Raw genomic sequence first — 19,793 nt, forward strand, 5'->3', positions numbered from 1 at the left:
CATAACATGAAAAAACTTCTTAAGAACAAAACAGCGGCAGTTCTTGTCTTTGCAATGATTGTTTCCGTATTTACTCCGATTATCGCTTTTGCGGCGACATTCAACGTCACTCAGAACAGTAATCAACTTTCGGGTTCGGTTACTTTGACTGATGCTGAATACAATGCCCTTACAGGTGATCGCAGTACAATTACGGTCGGCGTCTATGGACCAAACGGTCAATATGGCGTTGCAACGGCTACATACAGCAATGGAGCATACGTATTCGATCAAGCAATTACGATCACTCAAAATACTTACCTTCAATATGGCCCAACAAGCCGTACGATTGGTGAGTACACGTACTCCACTGATAACGGTAGCACTGCATATTTCCCGCCTGTAACTTTGGACGTCATCAACGCTGACGGAACTGTTAACCGCGATGCTCTTATCAACTTGTTCAATGCTAACGCAGACGCTACGGTTTCCTCGAAATCCGAAGTCGTTCTGCTGCCTGCTGACGCCCTGGCTAAAGGCAAGTCCCTGACCATCATTTTGGAAAACGGTACTTCCTACACCCTGCCAATCGCCGCGTTGAAACTTGAAGATCTCGCTAAATCCCTCGGGGTTGAGCTGAAGGACCTTGTGATCCGCGTTGAATTGAAAAAAGTAATTGGCGATACTGCTGACAAAATCGGCACAGCCGTTACTGCAGCAGGCGGTAAAGAGGTTGCTCCTGCTGTCGACTTTAAAGTCGTTGCAGTTGGGGGTGGCAAAGAACAAGAAGTTACGACATTCGGCCAGTACGTAAATCGTACGATCGGCCTGAATGAAGTTGCAGCTGATACGTCCAACCTTGTTGGCGTTTTGTACGATCCAGCAACGGGTACGTTCGCTTTTGTGCCAACTACCTTCAATACTGAGAACGGCAAAACGATCGCAACATTGAAACGTAACGGAAACAGCATCTACACTGTCATCCAAGCGAAAGCCGTATCCTTCGCGGATCTGGCTGGAAACTGGGCACAGAAAGATGTTGAAGCTCTCGCAAGTAAATTGATCGTTACCGGTACGTCTGCTAACAAATTCGAACCGAAACGGGACATTACGCGCGCTGAGTTTGCAGCTTTGGTCGTTCGCGCATTGGGTCTTGAAGTATCCGGATCGACTTCGCAATTCAAAGATGTCGCTTCCAACCAATGGTACGCTGCTACAGTCGCTACGGCGGTTAAAGCGGGTCTGATCACGGGTTATGAAGACGGTACTTTCAAACCGAACGCGAACATCACTCGTAAAGAACTGTCTGCCATCGTAGCTCGCGCTATGAAATTCGCGGGTAAAGATGTCACGCTGACGGATGCGCAAGTATCCGCGGCACTGGCAAACTTTAAAGATGCTGACAGCCTGGGCTGGGCAAAAGGCGAAGTTGCTGTTGCTGTAAGCGAAGGTATCGTTAAAGGCCAAACTGCTACTATGGTAGTAGGTAACGCTAATGCGAACCGTGCTGAAGCAGCTACAATGATCGCTCGTTTCCTCGGTAACGTTGGTTTCATTAAATAGTCTTTAATTATTGAGATCCAACTTCCAGCAAAGAAGCCCCCACTCTTGTGGGGGCTTCTTTGGTTATATAGGTAAAGCGCTTTCAAGTCTAGTTAAAATGGCGAGCAATAGTAGAAAATGAATTGAATAAATACTAGGTATAATCTCCTGCCTCGCATAGTAGTATTACCCTCGTATATACGCCGCCAGTGCTGCTCGCCAGTGCCGGAGGTCCTGCAGCCCCTGCCGCTGGATTGCGCCATGCCGCAGCACGGAATACGCCGGCCTCGGCGCGGGGCGCGGAAAGTCGGCCGTCGTGCACGGCAGCAGCTTTGCGCCCGCCATGCCGCTCTCTTCCAGGATTGCCTGCGCGAACTGGTACCAGGAGCACACCCCGGTTCCGGTCGCGTGATAGATGCCGTAATGCTCCGTGCGCACGAGACGGATCAGGAATTCCGCCAAATCCAGCGTATAGGTCGGAGAGCCCAACTGGTCCATTACGACCCGGATCTCGTCGCGCGTCTTCGCCAGCTCGCGAATCGTTTCCACGAAATTGCGTCCATGCTTGCCGTAGACCCAGGACGTGCGGACGATGAACGTCCGGCCGCCGATCGCCAACGCCTCCTGCTCGCCCGCCAGCTTGGACTTGCCGTATACGGTGCGGGGCTTCGTCTCTCCGCTCTCCTCGTACGGCTCCGAGGCCGTGCCATCGAAGACGTAATCGGTGCTGACGTACACCAGCTTCACCCCGAATTCCCGTGCCGCGAGCGCGATATTGCGTGTGCCCTCCGCGTTGATGCGGAAGGCCTCCGCCGGCTCCGACTCCGCCTGGTCGACGGCCGTATACGCCGCGCAATGAATGACGGCGTCCGCTTGATAGCGTTTGACGACCTCGCGGCAGTTCTGCAGGTTCGTCACGTCAAGGCCGCCGCGGCCGAAGCCAAGCATGCTGATGCCTTCCTGTTGCAGCAGCGGCAGCGCGAGCAGCTCCTGCCCGAGTTGGCCGTTTGCCCCCGTTACGATGATGCGCATCGGTCTCGTTGTCATGATCCGCCCAACTCCTCGCCGTTCGTCGAATCCCCTTCGTTCATGCCGCGATAGGCGCCCGAAGCGACCTGTTCCAACCATGCCGCGTTGTCGATGTACCATTCGATCGTGGCCCGTATGCCCCGTTCGTACGGGAATTGCGGCTGCCAGCCCAGGGCGGTGCGGATTTTGTCCGCGTCGATCGCGTACCTGCGGTCATGGCCGAGCCGGTCCGGAACATGCGCGATCAGGGAAGCCGGTTTGCCAAGCGCCTCCAGTATCGTCGTCACGACCTCCTGATTCGTCCGCTCGTTGCGACCGCCGACGTTATACACCTCGCCTGGCGCCCCCCGGTGCAGCACGAGATCGATCGCGCTGCAGTGATCCTCCACGTAAAGCCAGTCGCGCACGTTCAGCCCGTCGCCATAGACCGGCAGCGGCTTATCCTGCAGCGCCTGCGCTATCATGAGCGGGATCAGCTTCTCCGGGAATTGATAGGGGCCGTAATTGTTGGAACAGCGGGTGATGTTCACGTCCATGCCGTACGTCTCGTGATACGCTCGCACCAGCAGATCCGCCGCGGCTTTGCTGGCGGAATACGGACTGTTCGGCGAAAGCGGCGTCGACTCCGTGAATAGACCGGACGCGCCTAAGCTGCCGTATACCTCGTCGGTGGAGATCTGTACGAATTTGCATACGCCATGCGCCTTTGCCAGCTCCAGCAGCGTATGCGTCCCGACCACGTTCGTCGTCACGAACACGTCCGGCTGCGCGATGCTGCGGTCGACATGGGATTCGGCGGCAAAATGGATCACCGCGTCCAAACCCGCTTCGAATAAAGGCAGCATCGCGGCCCTGTCCCGGATATCCGCCCGGACGAAACGGTAGCGCCCGTCCACCGGTTCAATGCTTGCCAAATTGGTTATATTACCTGCATACGTTAACGCGTCCACATTCAGGATCGAATAGGACGGGTGCGTCTTGCGCATGTAATGAACGAAGTTGCTGCCAATGAAGCCCGCTCCGCCCGTAATCATCAGTTTCACGCTGTCTTCACCTCGCGTAAGTAAAATTCGACTCCGCATCGCGGAGCATGGGATGTTTGGCGTCCTTGGCCGACAGAACGGTCGGCTCCAGCGGCCATGCGATGCCGAGCGCCGGGTCGTTCCAGGCAATGCCCCGGTCGCCCGGCTGCGAGTAGTACGCGTCGACTTTATACAGCACCTCCGTATCGGCCTCGAGCGTCATGAATCCATGCGCGAAGCCTTGCGGGACGAGCAGCTGCTTCTTGTTGCCGGCCGACAGCTCGAACCCTTCCCAGCGGCCGAACGTCGGCGACCCGCGGCGGATATCGACGACGACGTCGTAAATGCTGCCCGCGATCACCCGGACCAGCTTCGCCTGCGCGTTCGGGACGAGTTGATAATGCATGCCGCGCAGCGTGCCCGGCACCGCGGACAGCGAATGATTATCCTGGACGAATACGTTCGTTATCCCGTGCTTCGCCAGCGCTTCGCGATTATAGCTCTCCATGAAAAAGCCGCGGGCGTCCTGAAAGCTGGCGGGTTCGATGACCTTCACGCCGGACAGTCCCGCATCGGACACGATCATATGGCTCACCCATTTCAACGGTAGTACTTCATGTATATTCCGGAAGGGTCCGCTTTGCTTCGAGCTTGGCCCAAGCGGTATGGGAAGCCGGGTAAATGATCATGCTAGAAGATGTTCCGGCGTCCGATGAATTTTCAAACCGACTTTACAAACATTTATGTTGATTTATTGGACGAGAACGGGGATAATGAAGTGGAAAAACGATTACATATTATTAGGAGGTTTTTGACTGATGGCACACACATTGCCCGCTTTGCCTTATGCAAACAATGCTCTTGAACCGCATATCGACGAAACCACGATGATGATTCACCACGACCGTCATCATAACACTTACGTGACGAACCTGAACGCTGCCCTGGAGTCCGCTCCCGAGCTGCAAGACAAATCCGTCGAAGACCTGATCGCCGACCTGAACAGCGTTCCGGAAGCGGTCCGCACGGCTGTTCGTAACAACGGCGGCGGCCATGCGAACCACTCCCTGTTCTGGGAAGTGATCGGACCGAACGCAGGCGGCGCGCCTACGGGTGCTCTTGCCGATGCGATCGCGAACGAACTGGGCGGCTTCGATCAATTCAAAGCCGATTTCGCGAAAGCGGCAACGACCCGTTTCGGCAGCGGCTGGGCTTGGCTCGCGCTGAGCAACGGCAAATTGAAAGTGTACAGCCTGCCGAACCAAGACAGCCCGATCATGGAAGGCGACACGCCGATCCTGGGTCTGGACGTCTGGGAGCACGCGTACTACCTGAACTACCAAAACAAACGCCCTGACTACATCGCGGCGTTCTGGAACGTCGTGAACTGGGCCGAAGTCGGCAAACGTTACGACGCTGCCAAGTAATCGACTTGCTCAAGCAAAGACCTTCGCGCCAAAAGCGCGGAGGTCTTTTTTGATGCGCGAACGGCAAAAAGGCTGACGCAGGGCGATTCGGGATCGCCTTGACGTCAGCCTTTTTCGAGCGCGGAGCACGGTTTGCATAGCATTCCGCGCTCCTGCCTCGGTACTTCGCTTCCTATTAATATACAAGCTTCAATGCGATTCGGATGCACGATCGACGGCAGACAGCGTAAACGCGAAGCTCATCGCCCGCTCGGCCGGAATGCGGTATTCCTCGTGCACCGGCGCTCCCCAGCTATCGTCGCCGCCAACGCCCATTTGGCGCCCCGCCACGGTCACGACGGTGTAATGAACGCCGGGCAGTTCATAAGGATGCGCGGCCTGTTCCAGCTCGAAGGCCGTGTACGGCGAAACGCAGCATTCCACCGGCGCGGACGGCGGAGCCGTCAGCTGCACACCGAGGCCGCGCTCGTCCGTAATGCGCAAGCGGCGGACGCCCGTCCGATTGCCGGACTCCTGCGGCACCAAGTACGCGGAGGGCAATTCCGCGACCTTCCGGCCGAATACGCCCAGACGGGCGCCGAACGCGCGGTCGATATAATTCTCCTCGGGTCCCATCGCGTACCATTCCGTATCGCCGTAATCGGCGGACAGCTTGAACGAGAGCGCGACGATCGGCACGTCCGGCAGTCCTGCCGCGCCCGAGTAATCCATCCGGACGTTCACGCTTCCGTCCGCGTGGACCGTATACGCCGTCCGGACGCGAAGCTCCGCGCTGATGGAGAAACCGTAATCGAACCACACCGTCGCCCGGTCGCCGGTTTCCGCCGCTTCCAGCGCGACGCCGGTGCACTTGCGCGCCAGGCTTGCCGCACACCAAACCCCCGCCTCGAAGCCGAGATTCGTGCCTTTGTCGTTATCGGTCGTCGCCCGCCAGAAGAGCGGCATCGGCGGAGCCGCGATCATCTCCCGCCCGCCGTAGCGGAGCGAGACGAGGGAACCGGCCTGCTTCGAGAACAAGACGCTGAAACCGTCTCCGATCACGCCGATGTTGACGTCGCCCTCGACGACGCGAACCGATCCTGCCGGCGTCGCAGCCGCAGCCGCGTCCGCAGCCGCGTCCGATTGCGCCGCCGCGACCTCGAACAGCTCCTCGCCGAAAGCGACCTCATGGCCCGCTTCCGCCCACGCTTCCGCGTCCTTCAGCACGAGGGCCGCATGAATCGCGTATTCGCCCGGCCGCGCCATGGCCTCGGCCGGCAAATCCAACGGTACGAAAGCCTCGCTCCCCGCTTCGACCGCCGCTTCGCCGGTCCAGCCGTACACCTCGATGCCTTCCCGATACAATCGTACCGTGAGCGCCCATCGCTTCGTGTTCGCGAACAAATGCTCGTTCACGATCTTCACGCCGTCGCGCGTCGGCTGCAGCTTCACGTTCTGGTACAGGAATTTGACCTCCTGCATCTTCGGAGAGACGCGCCGGTCCGCGAACACGATGCCGTTGCCGCAGAAGCTGTAATCCGTCGGCCGGTCGCCGAAATCGCCGCCGTAGGCGAAAAACTCGTTCCCGTACCGGTCCCGCGCCGTCAGCGATTGATCCATGTAATCCCAGATGAAGCCGCCCTGGTACATCGGATACCGCTGCTCGAGCTCCGTGTATTTGTGCATGCCGCCGACCGAGTTGCCCATCGCGTGCATGTATTCGCAGCTGATATAGGGCTTCGCGGGATTGCTCTCGAGATACGCGACGATATCCGCCGGCTTCGCGTACATGCGGCTCTCCATATCGCTCGTCGCGTCGTATTCGCGGTTGTGGAACACGCCTTCGTAATGCACGAGCCGGCCCGGATCCCGCTCCCGGAAATAATTCGACGCCTCCAGAATCACTTCGCCCGCGTACGACTCGTTGCCGCAGGACCAGATCAGGATCGACGGATGGTTCTTGTCCCGCTCGAGCATCGATTGCGCGCGGTCCAATACCGCTCCTCGCCACTCCGGCCGATTGCCGGGAATGTTCCAGGAGGGCTCGACGGCCCCCATCTTCTGCCACGAGCCGTGCGTCTCCAGATTCATCTCGTCGATGACGTACAGGCCGTATTCGTCGCATAGCTCGTACCACAGCGTCTGGTTCGGATAATGCGACGTACGCACGGCGTTCAGGTTGTTTTGCTTGATCGTCTTGACGTCCCACAGCATGTCCTCGGCCGTGATCGCCCGGCCGCGGCGGACGTTGAACTCGTGGCGGTTCACGCCCTTGAAGACGATCCGTTTGCCGTTCAGGCACATGAGGCCGCCGATCAGCTCGAACCGGCGGAAGCCGCTCTTCTGCACGATCGCTTCGACAAGCTCGCCGCGCGCGTCGTAGACGGACAAGCAGACGCTGTACAAATGCGGTAGCTCGGCGCTCCACGTCTTCACGGCCCCCGCGTTCGCTTCGAGCGTCAGCTTGCCGCCGCGAAAGCGGCCCTCCGAGGCGGCAACGGCTTTGCCGTCCGCATCCTTGAGCGTCAGCTCCGCGCGAGCCCCCGCGTCGCTGCTGCCGTCCCCTGATTCCAGCAGCGACAGATCGACGCGCAGCGTGCCGATCTTATAGCTGTCGTCCAGCTCCGCGCGAACCTGCAGGTCCCGGACGTGGACGTCCGGTACGGTATACAGGTACACGTCGCGGAAGATCCCCGAGAACCGCCAGAAATCCTGATCCTCCAGCCAACCGCCGGTGCTGCGCTGGAACACTTCGACGGCGAGCTTGTTGTCGCCCTCCTGCAAATACGGCGTAAGCTCGAATTCCGAAGGCGTAAAGCTGTCTTCGCCGTACCCGACGAATCGGCCGTTTAGCCAGACGTAGAACGCCGATTCCACGCCCTGGAAGGAAATATAGAGCGGTCCGCTCATCGTCTCGGGCAGGCGAAACGTCCTCGCGTAGCTGCCGACCGGATTGCTCGCCTGCGGGATCCCGGGCGGCCTGACGCCGTCGAGGCCGTCCCAAGGATACATCGTATTGACGTATTGAAGCTGGCCGTAGCCCTGGAGCTGAATATGCCCGGGCACTTGAATGTCGTCCCAGCCGCCGCAATCGTAACCCGTCTCGTAGAAGCGTTCCGGCCGGCTCGCCGCGTTGGCCGCGTAACTGAACTTCCAATTCCCGTTCAGCGAATAACGCATGCTCATCGGCGCCTGCCGCGCGGCCTCCTCCGTCGTGCGGTAATAGCGGTGATCGGAATGCGCCGCTAGCCGATTCACTTGATACACCGTCGGATCGCTGAGCCATCCGATATCGGCTGTCGTTGCTTTCACTTTCCGTTCCTCCTTGGGCTGATCTGCCTTTATTGCTAGCATCTTCTAATGCAGGTTTATTTTGATCAAGTGCAGGCTTATTTGACCGAGCCCGTCATTCCCGCGACGAAATGCTTCTGCATCAGGAAGAAGACGATGGCGGTCGGCAGCGTCGCGATCAGGATCACGAGCATGTTCACGCCGTAATCCGGCGCGTAGCTCGAGCCGAGGTTGGAGATCAGGAGCGGAATCGTCCGTTTCTCCGGCGACTGCAGCACGACGAGCGGCCACAAATAATTGTTCCAGCTGGACATGAACGTGATGATCGCCGCCGCCGCGTACGACGTCCGCATCGTCGGCACGTAGATGCGGAAGAAGACGCCGAGCTCGTTCAAGCCGTCGATCCGGCCGGCCTCGAGCATGTCCTTCGGAAACATCTTCGTGCTTTGGCGGAAGAAGAAGATCAGGAACGCCGTCGTGACCGTCGGCAGGACGACCGCCGACATCGTGTCGATCCCGATCGCCGGGATGACCCGCGTGATCGTGCCGAACATCCGGTACAGCGGCACCATGAGCGCCGCGAACGGAATCATCATCGACAACAGCAGGATATTGAAGACGATGTCCTTCGCCCGGCTGCGGTAGATCTCGAAGCCGTAACCCGCCAGCGAAGCGATCAGCAGCGCGAGCACCGTCGTCGAGACCGAGATTTTCGCGGAATTAAGCAGAGCCGGACCAAGCGCGATCTGGTCGACGATCTTGCTGAAGTTGGCGCCCAGGTTCGAGCCGGGAAGAAGCGAGCCTTTCGTGACGTCGACCGACTTGTTCGTCGCGCTGATGATCATCCAGAGAAACGGAAAGATCGAGATCACGGCCGCCAGGCTCAAGAAAACATAGGTGAATATCCGTTTAGCCATTTCTGTCACCTGCCAGTCTGAACTGAAGAATGGAGAAGATCACGATCAGAATGACGACGCCGTACGAGACGGTCGCCGCATAGCCGAAGTCGGGCGTGTATTTGAACGATAGATTGTAGATGTACTGCGACAGCGTCGTGGTGGAATTGCCCGGTCCGCCCTTCGTGATGTTCATGACCTCGTCGAACAGCTGCAGCGTGCCGATCGTCGACGTGATCGACGTGAACAGGATGATCGGCTTCAGAAGCGGCACCGTGATTTGACGGAACTGGCGGAACGCCGATGCGCCGTCGATGCGCGCCGCCTCGTAGATGGAGTTATCGATGTTCTGCAGGGCAGACAAATAGAAAATCATGTTATATCCGGTCCAACGCCAGGTGATGGCGATTATTATCGTGATTTTAGCCCAGAACGGGTCGGTGATCCATTGGATGGGGGCGCCGATCAGATGCAGCTTCAGCAGCGCCGTATTGATAAGTCCGTCATTGCCGAACAAGTACTTGAAAATAACCGAGTACGCGACGAGCGACGTGACCGCCGGCAAAAAAATGGCCGTGCGGAAAAAACCCTTCAGCTTCAGCTTGCTGTCGTTCAGCAGCACCGATATGAACAGGGCAAGCAGGATCATGATCGGCACCTGCACGATCAAGAAGATGAACGTGTTCTTGAGCGCGGTGAGGAATGTCTTATCCTTGAACAACCTGGCGTAATTGTCTCCCCCCACGTAATGGAGGTTCGTGCCCGTCCCCGTTTGGAACGACAGAATGAGCGCCTTGATCATCGGGTAAAAGTAAAACGCGCAGATCAACAGGACGGCCAGCGCAATGAACGACCAACTGATCGCGCTCGTTTTCGCTTTGATATTCATGCTTGTTCTCGCTTTGCTCACGGTGGCGGCCAGCTCCTTTCCATCTCAGGAATCATCATAATGACCTTGGCCCGGCCCGCGCCGGTTCGCCCGATCGAATCGCGGCGCGGCGCGGAACCATGTCCAAGGTCTCGTCAGTCCGATTGTTACTTCACTTGCGCGTCGGCTTGGCTTTGCGCGTCCTTCAAGACGTCGTCAAGCGGCTTGCCGCTCAGGAAGTTTTGAATTTCGACGATCAGGATATCTTCGATGGCGTACGTGTGCAAGCCGTAGTTCACGTTCGGAATTTGCGTCGTCCAGTTGGCGAAGTCGGAGACGATCTTCTGGCCGCCGAAGAATTCGTTCGCCGCGGAGAACGCTTCGCCGGAAGCGGCCGGTTTGTACGTACCGATGGCGCCGACGTCGGTGACGAACTTCTGGTAGAGATCCACGTCCGAGCCGAAGGTGTCCTTCAGGAACGCCGCCGCTTTTTCCTTGCCCGGCACGTTCAGCACGTACCACGAGCTGCCGCCGATGCTCGTCGCGTGGACGGAATTCGGCGTCTTGGCCAGCTTCGGCATCGGAGCGATCGCCCATTTGCCGGATTGCGACGCTTCCGCCGTGATGGAAGGCGTGAACCAGTTGCCGGTCGGGATGGAAGCCACGGCGCCCGTATTGTAGTTCGCGACGAGCGAGCTCCAGTCGGAATGGGTCTTGACGATGTTGGCGCCCATCAGCTTCTTATACACCTCGAACGCTTCTTTCATGGCCGCGTTGTTCGCGATGTTCGGCGTCTTGCCGTCGGCGTCCAGATACCACAGGCCCGCGGATTGGATCATCATGCGGATGACGCCGAGATCGTTCGGGTCAAGCGAGATCCAGTCTTTGCCCGTTGCGGCTTTGACTTTTTTGCCGATCTCGATGTACTGGTCCCACGTGATGTCCTGGAGGTCGGCGATCTTGTAGCCCGCCTGTTCCAAATAATCGGTTCTCACGTACAGGCCCGCCACGCCGGAGTCGAAAGGCACGCCGTAATGCTTGCCGTCGACCGAAGTCGGTCCAAGCTTGTAATCCGCGAAGTCCTCGGCTTTGATCGCGCCGCTGAGGTCGTAGAACATGTCCGGATACGCCTGCAGGAAGCTTTGCGCGCGATAGTCCTCGATCAGCACGATGTTCGGCAAGCCTTTGGTCGTGCCGGAGCTCATGCCCGTATTCAGCTTCTGCACGATATCGTTCTGGGCATTCTCGATGATATCGACCGTCAGATTCGGATCCTTCGCCGCGTATGCGTCCTTGGCGAGGTTCATCGCTTTAATGTTAAAGTTGGGGTCCCATGCCCAAACCGTGACTTTGCTGGCCTTTTCGCCGCCGTTCCCGCCGCTGCCGGCGCCGTTGTCCGCCGTATCGTTCGATTTCGACGAGCATGCCGAGAGCACGAGCACGCAAATTACGAGTAGTCCAATCAGTTTCTTCACTTTCATGACCTCCGGTTCTCTTTTTGTTGTCGTTGTAAGCGTTTACTAGCTCACTGCTTTATGATAGCATTCCCTGAATTTCGCTCGTTAGCACGATCTTTACAACGAATTGTCATATTCTTATACGTTGGGGCAGGCAGCCTCCATCGGCTTGGACAATCTTTAGAAAGTAGGAAGATCGTTAGGTTTCAGCAGCGGAATCCGGATCCGCACGCGCGTTCCTTCCCCGATATCGCTCGTAATCGTCACCCCGTACCCTTCGCCGAACAGCAGCTTGATGCGATCGTTGACGTTGCGCACGCCGATCCCGCTGAACAGCTGGCGCTTGTTGTTCGGCTTCGGAATCTCGCCGCTCAGGTTCATCCCGTCCCCGTTGTCGACCACCTCGCAGACGAGCGACGAGCCCTCCTGCGTCACCATGATGTGGATATAGCCCTCGGCCTTCTCGTTGAACGCATGGAAGAAGGCATTCTCGATGAAAGGCTGGATCATCAGCTTCGGGATCCGGTACGCCAGACAGTCAGGCGCGATAAAGTAGCTGACGCGGATCCGTTCGCCGTACCGCACCTGATTGATGAACGCGTAGCTTTTCAAATTATCCAGCTCCTGCTGGACCGTGATCATCTCGCTGACGTTGCCGATCGCGTTCTGCAGCAGCGAGATCAGCGCGTTGACGGTCTCCGCCGCCTTGTCCTTGCTGCCCTGCTGCACCATGAATTTCACCGACGCGAGCGTATTGTACAGAAAATGCGGGTTGATCTGCTGCTGAAGCGCCTCGAGCTCCGCGTTGCGCCGCTGCTTTTGGGTCTCGACCAGCTTGCCGACGTACGCGTTCAGCTCGTCGATCATCGCGTTGAACGCGATGCCGAGCTGCCGCGTCTCGTAGCTGCCGTCGACTTTGACATGGCGGTCGAACTCGTATTTGGATATCGTCGAGATCTGCTTCACCAGCCGGGTCAACGACTTCGTCAGGTTGCGCGAGATCAGAAACACGATCAGCACCGTTGCGGCCACGATCGCCATCACCATGAGCGCGATTCGCCGCGTATCGGTCAATTGCCCGAGCACCTGTTGCTTGTCGATCACGTTGACCATGTACAGATTCAAGCCGCCGAGCTGCTCCGCGAGCAGCAGCTGATCCTTGCCCATGACCGCGGCGTTTTTGTAGCGGAGGCCTTTCGCATCGATTTCCTTCGCATAGCGAAGCAGCTCCGCCGATTGCCGGCCGATCCAGTCGCCGCGGTTCGACGACACGATCGTCCCCTGCTCGTCCAGCACGGCGACGTCGTTGCCCGCGCTCGTATTGCTGTCGTAGAAGCGGGCGAAATACGGCTCGCGCACCGCGAAATACATCATCCCGTACACGGCCCCGCTTCGGTCGACGAGCGCCTTGGAAGCGATGATCGCCGGCTGAAGCCCCGGATTGCCGGACGCGCCGGCATCGTCGTACGAATAGATGAGCTTGCGCGGCTCCGCCAGCGAGCGCTTCGTGATGGGATGTTCGGCGAGGACGCTGTCGGGCACCGGCCAGTACGACCGATCCGTGGAATAGCGCCTTCCGTTCACGCCGGTGACCGTGATGCCGATATCGTACGCGTCCACGCTGGAGCGATAGCGGTTCATTTGCTGTCCCATCAAGTAATAGGCGTTGAACATCTTGCTGGAATCGCCGTCGTCTTCGGTCAGGAACTGCCGGATCGTTCCGCTTTGGGCGATTTTATTCGTCGTGACGATAATCGAGTAGTTGAAAGAGTCCAGGCTGCTTTGGATTTGGTTGATCACCTTCGAATTCGTGATGCTGAACGTGTCCATGAAGACGCGGCTGGAGATGTTGATCGTCGTCCACGTCGTCGTCACCGATACCGCCACGATGCCGGCCGCCATGACGAGGAACATTTTCACGAACAACCCGTTGTATTTGAACCGATCCAATACGTTTCTCATGCTTCACCCGCTCATCTCATGGATTGCTGCCGGTAGCGGCTCGGCGACAGGCCGGTGTGCTTCTTGAACACTTTGCAAAAGTAACTGTGGTCGGAATAGCCGACCATCCCGCTGATCTCCGAGATCGACGCTTCGCCGGCGCGCAGCAGCTCCTCGGCCTTCTCCAGCCGGACGCGGTGCACATAGTCGACGAAGCCTTCGTTGTGATGCGAGGAGAAATAGCTCGACAGATACGAAGGATTGAAGTGAAAATGCTTCGCCATCTCCGTCAAATTCAGCGGTTCGGCATAATGCGCATGGATATAGTCCAGCAGCCGCTTCATGTTGGCGTTGCCGGCCTGCTCGCCCTTATCGGCGATGCACTGCTTGGCCTCCGCGACGAACGCATTCAACAGGAGCGCGGCCGCGGCCGCGCTCCGGGACTCCTCGATCGCCTTGAAATAGTCGTACTTCTTGCTCTCGAGCGGCGCGATGCCGTAGCCCATATTGCCGAGCAGCACCGTAACGTTGAACATCAAGTTGTTGAGAAACGACTTGAACGCGAACACGTCCGTCGTGTAATCGGTCGTATAAGATTCCATGAATTCGCGCAAATAGTCGAACGCCGCGTCGAAGCGTTCCCGTTTGAACGCCTCCGTAAACCGGTTCAGGTTGAACGGCTCCTGCGCCTGCGGCGGCTCCGGCAGCTCGTTGTACACGAGCAGCTTCTTGCGGGGGAAGTAGAACGCGTAGTCCATCAACCGAAGCAGGCTCTTCTTGTACACGGACGCAAGGCGCGGCAGCTCCGAGAAGGGCTCGCTGACGATGATCGCCGCTTCGAGTTCCGGCCGGGCCAGCGCGTCCGCCATCGTTCTCGCCCAGAACGGCAGCAAGCTCAGGATGGGATAATCCAGATTGAACAGCACGACGATCATGGCCGCGTCCGCCTTCAGGCTATGATAGACGAATTGATGCGCGTAGAGCGCCTGTTTGCCGAGCTCGTCCTCCATCCGCTGGCGGATATCGCCTATCTCCTGCTTCGTGACCGGTCTTCCCCGCAGATCCAGGCCGAGCAGGCAAAACATGCGGTGGGGAAAAGCTTGGGCCAGCTCGCCTCCCGCGCGCACCTCGTCGAGTTCGAAGCCGGACAGCAGCTTCTCGAGCACCGTCTTCACGGACGGGCCGTGCTTGCCTCCGCCCCCGCCGGCTTGGAGCGACGGAATCTTCTCGGCGACGGTCTTCAGGACGTCCAGCAGCTGCCCGGTATCGAGCTTCGGTTTCAAAATATAATCGCGGACGCCGCTTTGGAACGTCGAACGCACGTAATCGAAGTCGCCGAAGCTGCTCAGGACGATGACCTCGATCTCCGGATGATGCAGCTTGATCCGCCGCGTCAGCTCTTCCCCGTCCATCACCGGCATGACGAGATCCGTCAGCACGATATGCGGCTGCAGCTCGTCGATCAGCGCCAGCGCTTCTTTGCCGTTCGACGCTTCCCCGACGATCTGGAAGCCTTCCTGCTCCCAGTTCATATAATGCTTGATGCCGTTTCGGATCAACGCCTCGTCGTCGACGATCAGCAGCCTGCAATAAATCGACATTATTCGTTCCCCCTCGATCTGCCAAAAAATAATAGGTTCATTATAACCGAAATGTCCGATCGGTTTCTTGCCCGCGGTTTTTCGGTCGATTGCGACTGGATACCTAGGTAAGCGACGCCCGCATCCTGTAGGCAGTACAGGGTCAAACCAAAAAACCGCCGGCGGATGGCCAGGCGGTTGTCTGCATGCTCGCGGACGTTTAGGGCGGCAGTGTGCCGGGGCGGACAGGAGCTTGGGTATCAAATGGTACCTTTAGTGGCGAATCCGTCGATCGATTCCGACAACGGCCTTGCGCAAGACATCGGTCCGCCGCCGCGTGTCACCGGCGCTCCCCGGGAGTCTGAGCCTCGAGCGCGCTCAGCAGCTCCCGGTTGAATTTCTCGCGTTCGTCGTAGAACAAGCCGTGACCGCTCTCCTCGAACGGCACGAGCGCGGAGCCCCGGATGCCTTCATGCAGCAGCTCTCCGAGCGCGAACGGAACGATGAGATCGTACTTGCCGTGAAGAATCGTCGTCGGTACCCGGACGAAGGGCAGCTCCGCCCGCAGATCCTCGTCCCGAATCGCCTCCATGCCGCCGATCGCGCCGTAAGCGGACGCCTCGATCCCGAGTCCGTCAAACCACGCGCGGAACGAATCGCTGACCGGCTTATGAAAGAAAACGGCGCCGAATTCGACGGTCGCTTTCGGCCGGTCCTTCTCCAGGCCTTGAATGATCGTATCGGTATAAGACGGCGGCTGACCGTACGGATAACCGGGCTGCCGTGTCATCCGCGGCGCCGCGGCAGCCGCCAGGACGAGCCCCCGCATTCGGCGCGCGGCATGGCGCGTGATGTAGCGGATGCACACCGCCCCGCCCATCGAGAAGCCGATCAGCGTGGCATCCTGTATGCCGAGCGCTTCCGCCACGACGCGGATATCGTCGGCCATGCGGTTATACGTGTAGCCATGCAGCGGCGCGTCGGAATTCCCGAAGCCCCGCAGATCGATGCAAATGCAGCGGTAACCGTGTCGAGACACGACATTCGTCTGGTACTCCCACATTTTGCGATTCGCCGGCCAGCCGTGAATGAACACGACCGGCCTGCCGCGGCCGACGTCCTCGACGAAGATTTTCACGCCGTGCTCCACCTCAACGTAGAAGCCCATCGTTCAATCAGCCCCCATTTCGCCCGTTTGTATATGTATACCGCGCTCCCGAGCGGATAGTCGCGATGTTTTGAAAAGCGGACACCGGATAGGCTCCTGCCGCATAAGCTGAACCGAGATATTCACCCATCCTTGCGTTTTCAAAAGGAGATCGATCTATGACTCGCTATGCGTTTGTTCCCGGCGCGCCCCAGGGGTATAGGGATTGCGGCTGCAACGGGCCTCGGGGCATGACCCCCGGCACGCCCGGATTCCCTCCCGGCGGTCCCGGCGGACCTGGATTTCCCGGCAGCCCCGGCGGTCCCGGCGGCGGACCTGGAGGACCTGGCTTCCCAGGCGGACCGGGCGGTCCGGGTTTTCCCGGTGGTCCTGGCGGACCAGGCTTTCCCGGTGGACCCGGCGGTCCGGGCGGCGGACCTGGTTTCCCTGGCGGACCGGGCTTTCCCGGTGGACCCGGCGGTCCCGGCGGCGGCCCCGGCTTCCCCGGCGGACCTGGATTTCCGCCTGGCGGCGGCCCCGGTTTCCCCGGCGGTCCTGGATTTCCGCCTGGCGGCCCCGGCTTCCCCGGCGGCCCTGGATTTCCGCCTGGCGGCCCCGGTTTCCCCGGCGGTCCTGGTTTCCCTGGCGGCCCCGGTTTCCCGGGCGGTCCTGGTTTCCCTGGCTTCCCCGGCGGTCCCGGCTTCCCGCCTCAATTCGGATTCGTCCGCGTCTTCATTAACGGCGGCAACTTCTTCCCATGGATAACGAACGCCTACACGATTCGGCACTTCCCCGGCATGAACGTCGGCCAGGCGCTCGCCTCGACGGGCGTCGTCCGATTCGGCAACAACGGCCGGATCATCTCGGTGAACGGCGTCTTCATCGCGGGCAATGTCGATCTGGTTCTGCGGCTTAACGGCCGTCCGATTCCGCAAACGCTGCTCTACCTCCCGGTTCACCGCGGCGATGCCGTCGGACTCGAGCTCTTCGTGACGGGACCGCGCAGCGACGATCCCGACGCGCCGGCGTTCCCCGGGCAAGTCGAAAACAATTTCGACGAGCTCCAACGGCTCGAAGCGGAAGAAGCGCAATAAACCTCTTCCTCGCTACGCAAAAATGCAAAAAATCGCCCGCGGCCTTCGATCAGGCCGCGGGCGATTGCATGTCGATCCACGAAAATACAAGTGCGGGACGAGCCGTGCGATTATCCGCGCGCGCTTGCTTCTTCCTTGATGGCTTTCAGCCGTTTCATGACATCGTTCGCGCCGCGGCCGAAATAATCGTGCAGCAGGTTATACTCTGCGTACAGCTTCTCGTACACCGCGACGTTCGACGGAATCGGCTTGAACGTCTCTTCGCGCACGCGCGCCATCGCGGCGGCCGCGTCCACGATATTGTCGTAACCGCCCTTGGCCGCGCCGGCCGCCACCGCGCCGAACATGGCCGCGCCGAGCGCGGGCGTCTGCCTGGAAGCCGCGACCTTGATCTCGCGGTTCGTCACGTCCGCGTAGATCTGCATCAGCAGGGCGTTCTTTTGCGGCAGTCCGCCGCAGGCGTACAGCTCGTGCACTTCCACGCCGTTGCCGTGGAAAGCGTCGATGATCTTCCGCGTGCCGAAAGCCGTCGCTTCGAGCAGCGCGCGGTACACTTCCTGCGGCTTCGTCAGCAGCGTCAGGCCGACGATCATGCCCGTCAGATCCGTATCGACGAGCACGGAACGGTTGCCGTTCCACCAATCCAGCGCGAGCAGGCCGGATTCGCCGACGTTCAGCGCCGACGCCTGCTTTTCGAGCCATTCGTGCACGTTGATGCCTTCGTTCTTGGCCGCTTCGGCCACATAGGCCGGAACTGCTTCGTCCACGTACCAGGCGAAGATATCGCCGACCGCCGACTGCCCCGCCTCGTACCCGTAGAAGCCCGGAATAATGCCGTCCTCGACGACGCCGCACATGCCTTCGACCTGTTTCTCCTCGGAGCCGAGCAGCATATGGCAGATCGACGTGCCCATCGCCATGACGAGCTTGCCCGGCGTCACGACGCCGACGGCCGGCACGGCCGCATGCGCGTCCACGTTGCCGACGGCGATCGCGGTACCGGCGACCAGCCCCATGCGGGCAGCCATGCCCGCGGTCAATTCGCCGGCTTTCGTGCCGAGGGGAAGCACGTTGCCGCGCAGCTTCGTTTCGGCCAATTCCTCCAACCTCGGATCAAGCGCTTTCAGAAAATCGCGGCTCGGATAGCCCTCCTGCTTATGCCAGACGGCTTTGTAGCCCGCCGTGCAGCTGTTGCGGACGATGCTGCCGGTCATTTGGCTGACGACCCAATCCGTCGCTTCGACGAACTGATCCGCCGTCTCGTAAATTTCGGGCGCCTCGTTCAGAATTTGCCACGCCTTCGCGAGCATCCACTCGGAAGAAAGCTTGCCGCCGTAACGGGGAAGGAACGTCTCGCCGCGCGCCGCCGCCGTTTCGTTGATCCGGTTGGCTTCGTCCTGCGCCGCGTGATGCTTCCACAACTTCACCCAGCTGTGCGGGTTTTGCTTATGCGCCGGATCGAAGCAAAGCGGCTGTCCCGCTCCGTCGATCGGCAGCATCGTGCAAGCCGTGAAGTCGATGCCGAGGCCGATGATTTCGACCGGGTCGATGCCCGATTCCCGCACGACCGCCGGCACCGAATGTTCCAGGACCTCGATATAATCGCGGGGATGCTGCAGCGCCCAGTCATGCTCGAGCCGCAGGCCGCTTTCCGGAAGACGCTCGTCGATTACGTTGTGGCGGTAGGGCGTCACATGCTCCGCGATTTCCGCGCCGTCGGACAAGCGGACAAGCACCGCGCGGCCGGACTCCGTGCCGTAATCCACGCCGATCGCATAGTTATGCGTCATGATACGATTCCTCCTTGGTCTCGTTTACTTTTGCCCGTAGTAGGCGTTCTTGCCGTGCTTGCGCAAATAATGGCGGTCCAGCAGCCGCTGATCCATCGGCGGCGCGGCCGGGTTCAGCCGGAACGTGTGCAGGGCCATCTTGGCCGTCTCTTCGACGACGACGGCGTTATGCACCGCGTTATGCGGATCCTTGCCCCAGCAGAACGGCGCATGGCTGTACACCAGCGCGGCCGGCACCTGATTCGGATCGATGCCCCGCTCGCGGAACGTCTCGATGAGCACGTTCCCCGTCTCGAGCTCGTACGCGCCGGTGATCTCCGCTTCCGTCATCGGACGGGTGCACGGGATCTCCCCGTAGAAATAATCCGCATGCGTCGTGCCCAGCGCCGGAATGCCGCGCCCGGCCTGCGCCCAGCTCGTCGCCCACGGCGAATGCGTATGCACGATCCCGCCGATGCCCGCGAACGCCCGGTAAAGCGCGACATGCGTCGGCGTATCGGAAGAAGGCCGAAGGCCGCCTTCCACGACGTTCCCTTCCAAATCGACGATCACGATCTGATCGGCGCGAAGCTCCTCGTACGGCACCCCGCTCGGCTTGATGGCGACCAGCCCGCTCTCGCGGTCGATCCCGCTCACGTTGCCCCACGTAAACGTGACCAGGCCGTACTTGGGCAGCTCCATGTTGGCTTCCCATACGGCTTGCTTCAACGATTCCAGCATGTCCATTCCCCTTCCCGAAGTAAGCAAGACG

15 protein-coding genes are annotated in these 19,793 nt (G+C 59.6%); 3 read left to right on the forward strand and 12 right to left on the reverse strand.

Translation table 11 applies throughout. From position 1 onward, the window contains the following. The first annotated feature begins 6 nt into the window (after nt 1–6). The gene (locus AC50YL_RS06100; protein WP_494830205.1) at nt 7–1,542 is read left to right on the forward strand and encodes an S-layer homology domain-containing protein; all 1,536 of its coding nucleotides are present in this window, start codon (nt 7–9) and stop codon (nt 1,540–1,542) included. A gap of 165 nt (nt 1,543–1,707) precedes the next feature. Here AC50YL_RS06100 and rfbD read toward each other — a convergent pair whose 3' ends face one another. Genes rfbD through rfbC form a run of 3 tightly spaced genes read right to left on the reverse strand, consistent with a single transcriptional unit; the run spans nt 1,708 to nt 4,158 of the window. Then, complete coding sequence (gene rfbD, locus AC50YL_RS06105; protein ID WP_494830207.1) at nt 1,708–2,568, reverse strand: dTDP-4-dehydrorhamnose reductase; 861 nt, start codon at nt 2,566–2,568, stop codon at nt 1,708–1,710. Further along, nucleotides 2,565–3,593 carry a dTDP-glucose 4,6-dehydratase gene (gene rfbB / locus AC50YL_RS06110; protein WP_494830209.1) on the reverse strand — a complete coding sequence of 343 codons (1,029 nt, stop codon included), beginning with the start codon at nt 3,591–3,593 and terminating at the stop codon, nt 2,565–2,567. Before rfbB ends, rfbD begins: the two co-directional genes overlap by 4 nt. Before the next feature lie 7 nt (nt 3,594–3,600). Then, nucleotides 3,601–4,158 carry a dTDP-4-dehydrorhamnose 3,5-epimerase gene (rfbC, locus tag AC50YL_RS06115; RefSeq protein ID WP_494831174.1) on the reverse strand — a complete coding sequence of 186 codons (558 nt, stop codon included), beginning with the start codon at nt 4,156–4,158 and terminating at the stop codon, nt 3,601–3,603. A 232-nt stretch (nt 4,159–4,390) separates the two neighbouring features. Between rfbC and AC50YL_RS06120 the strand changes: the two genes are divergently transcribed. Continuing rightward, the gene (locus AC50YL_RS06120; protein WP_494830211.1) at nt 4,391–4,999 is read left to right on the forward strand and encodes a superoxide dismutase; all 609 of its coding nucleotides are present in this window, start codon (nt 4,391–4,393) and stop codon (nt 4,997–4,999) included. A gap of 189 nt (nt 5,000–5,188) precedes the next feature. Here AC50YL_RS06120 and lacZ read toward each other — a convergent pair whose 3' ends face one another. From lacZ to AC50YL_RS06155, 7 genes are all read right to left on the reverse strand, one after another. Then, nucleotides 5,189–8,290: a beta-galactosidase, LacZ type gene (gene lacZ / locus AC50YL_RS06125; RefSeq protein ID WP_494830213.1), complete on the reverse strand. Its 3,102-nt coding sequence runs from the start codon at nt 8,288–8,290 to the stop codon at nt 5,189–5,191. Nucleotides 8,291–8,367: 77 nt separating this feature from the next. Next, nucleotides 8,368–9,186, reverse strand: a complete 819-nt coding sequence (locus AC50YL_RS06130) for a carbohydrate ABC transporter permease (protein ID WP_494830215.1) — start codon at nt 9,184–9,186, stop codon at nt 8,368–8,370. Next, nucleotides 9,179–10,054, reverse strand: a complete 876-nt coding sequence (locus AC50YL_RS06135) for a carbohydrate ABC transporter permease (protein ID WP_494831176.1) — start codon at nt 10,052–10,054, stop codon at nt 9,179–9,181. The genes AC50YL_RS06130 and AC50YL_RS06135 overlap by 8 nt, the downstream gene beginning before the upstream one ends. 146 nt (nt 10,055–10,200) lie before the next feature. Next, nucleotides 10,201–11,508, reverse strand: a complete 1,308-nt coding sequence (locus tag AC50YL_RS06140; protein WP_494830217.1) for an ABC transporter substrate-binding protein — start codon at nt 11,506–11,508, stop codon at nt 10,201–10,203. Between the two features lie 162 nt (nt 11,509–11,670). Continuing rightward, complete coding sequence (locus AC50YL_RS06145) at nt 11,671–13,452, reverse strand: cache domain-containing sensor histidine kinase (RefSeq protein ID WP_494830219.1); 1,782 nt, start codon at nt 13,450–13,452, stop codon at nt 11,671–11,673. Nucleotides 13,453–13,463: 11 nt separating this feature from the next. Beyond that, nucleotides 13,464–15,032: a response regulator transcription factor gene (locus AC50YL_RS06150; protein ID WP_494830220.1), complete on the reverse strand. Its 1,569-nt coding sequence runs from the start codon at nt 15,030–15,032 to the stop codon at nt 13,464–13,466. 319 nt (nt 15,033–15,351) lie between these two features. Beyond that, nucleotides 15,352–16,179 (reverse strand): alpha/beta fold hydrolase, encoded by an 828-nt coding sequence (locus tag AC50YL_RS06155; RefSeq protein WP_494830221.1) that lies wholly within the window; start codon nt 16,177–16,179, stop codon nt 15,352–15,354. A 158-nt stretch (nt 16,180–16,337) separates the two neighbouring features. Here AC50YL_RS06155 and AC50YL_RS06160 point away from each other — a divergent pair, with 158 nt between their 5' ends. Next, the gene (locus AC50YL_RS06160) at nt 16,338–17,252 is read left to right on the forward strand and encodes a hypothetical protein (protein ID WP_494830223.1); all 915 of its coding nucleotides are present in this window, start codon (nt 16,338–16,340) and stop codon (nt 17,250–17,252) included. A gap of 110 nt (nt 17,253–17,362) precedes the next feature. Here the strand turns inward: AC50YL_RS06160 and AC50YL_RS06165 are convergent, their stop codons facing one another. Together AC50YL_RS06165 and araD are read right to left on the reverse strand one after the other, a co-directional pair. Further along, nucleotides 17,363–19,042 carry a ribulokinase gene (locus AC50YL_RS06165; RefSeq protein ID WP_494830224.1) on the reverse strand — a complete coding sequence of 560 codons (1,680 nt, stop codon included), beginning with the start codon at nt 19,040–19,042 and terminating at the stop codon, nt 17,363–17,365. Nucleotides 19,043–19,066: 24 nt separating this feature from the next. After that, complete coding sequence (araD, locus tag AC50YL_RS06170) at nt 19,067–19,762, reverse strand: L-ribulose-5-phosphate 4-epimerase (RefSeq protein WP_494830225.1); 696 nt, start codon at nt 19,760–19,762, stop codon at nt 19,067–19,069. Nucleotides 19,763–19,793: the final 31 nt, after the last annotated feature.

It is taken from the genome of Paenibacillus sp. J22P277 (assembly GCF_059383675.1).

What these genes read in the sequence shown, in the direction of transcription:
- AC50YL_RS06100 (WP_494830205.1), top strand. Translation starts at nt 7, where the DNA reads ATGAAAAAACTTCTTAAGAACAAAACAGCGGCAGTTCTTGTCTTTGCA.
- rfbD (WP_494830207.1), bottom strand. Translation starts at nt 2,568, where the DNA reads ATGACAACGAGACCGATGCGCATCATCGTAACGGGGGCAAACGGCCAA.
- rfbC (WP_494831174.1), bottom strand. Translation starts at nt 4,158, where the DNA reads ATGATCGTGTCCGATGCGGGACTGTCCGGCGTGAAGGTCATCGAACCC.
- AC50YL_RS06120 (WP_494830211.1), top strand. Translation starts at nt 4,391, where the DNA reads ATGGCACACACATTGCCCGCTTTGCCTTATGCAAACAATGCTCTTGAA.
- AC50YL_RS06130 (WP_494830215.1), bottom strand. Translation starts at nt 9,186, where the DNA reads ATGGCTAAACGGATATTCACCTATGTTTTCTTGAGCCTGGCGGCCGTG.
- AC50YL_RS06135 (WP_494831176.1), bottom strand. Translation starts at nt 10,054, where the DNA reads ATGAATATCAAAGCGAAAACGAGCGCGATCAGTTGGTCGTTCATTGCG.
- AC50YL_RS06145 (WP_494830219.1), bottom strand. Translation starts at nt 13,452, where the DNA reads ATGAGAAACGTATTGGATCGGTTCAAATACAACGGGTTGTTCGTGAAA.
- AC50YL_RS06150 (WP_494830220.1), bottom strand. Translation starts at nt 15,032, where the DNA reads ATGTCGATTTATTGCAGGCTGCTGATCGTCGACGACGAGGCGTTGATC.
- AC50YL_RS06155 (WP_494830221.1), bottom strand. Translation starts at nt 16,179, where the DNA reads ATGGGCTTCTACGTTGAGGTGGAGCACGGCGTGAAAATCTTCGTCGAG.
- AC50YL_RS06160 (WP_494830223.1), top strand. Translation starts at nt 16,338, where the DNA reads ATGACTCGCTATGCGTTTGTTCCCGGCGCGCCCCAGGGGTATAGGGAT.
- AC50YL_RS06165 (WP_494830224.1), bottom strand. Translation starts at nt 19,042, where the DNA reads ATGACGCATAACTATGCGATCGGCGTGGATTACGGCACGGAGTCCGGC.
- araD (WP_494830225.1), bottom strand. Translation starts at nt 19,762, where the DNA reads ATGCTGGAATCGTTGAAGCAAGCCGTATGGGAAGCCAACATGGAGCTG.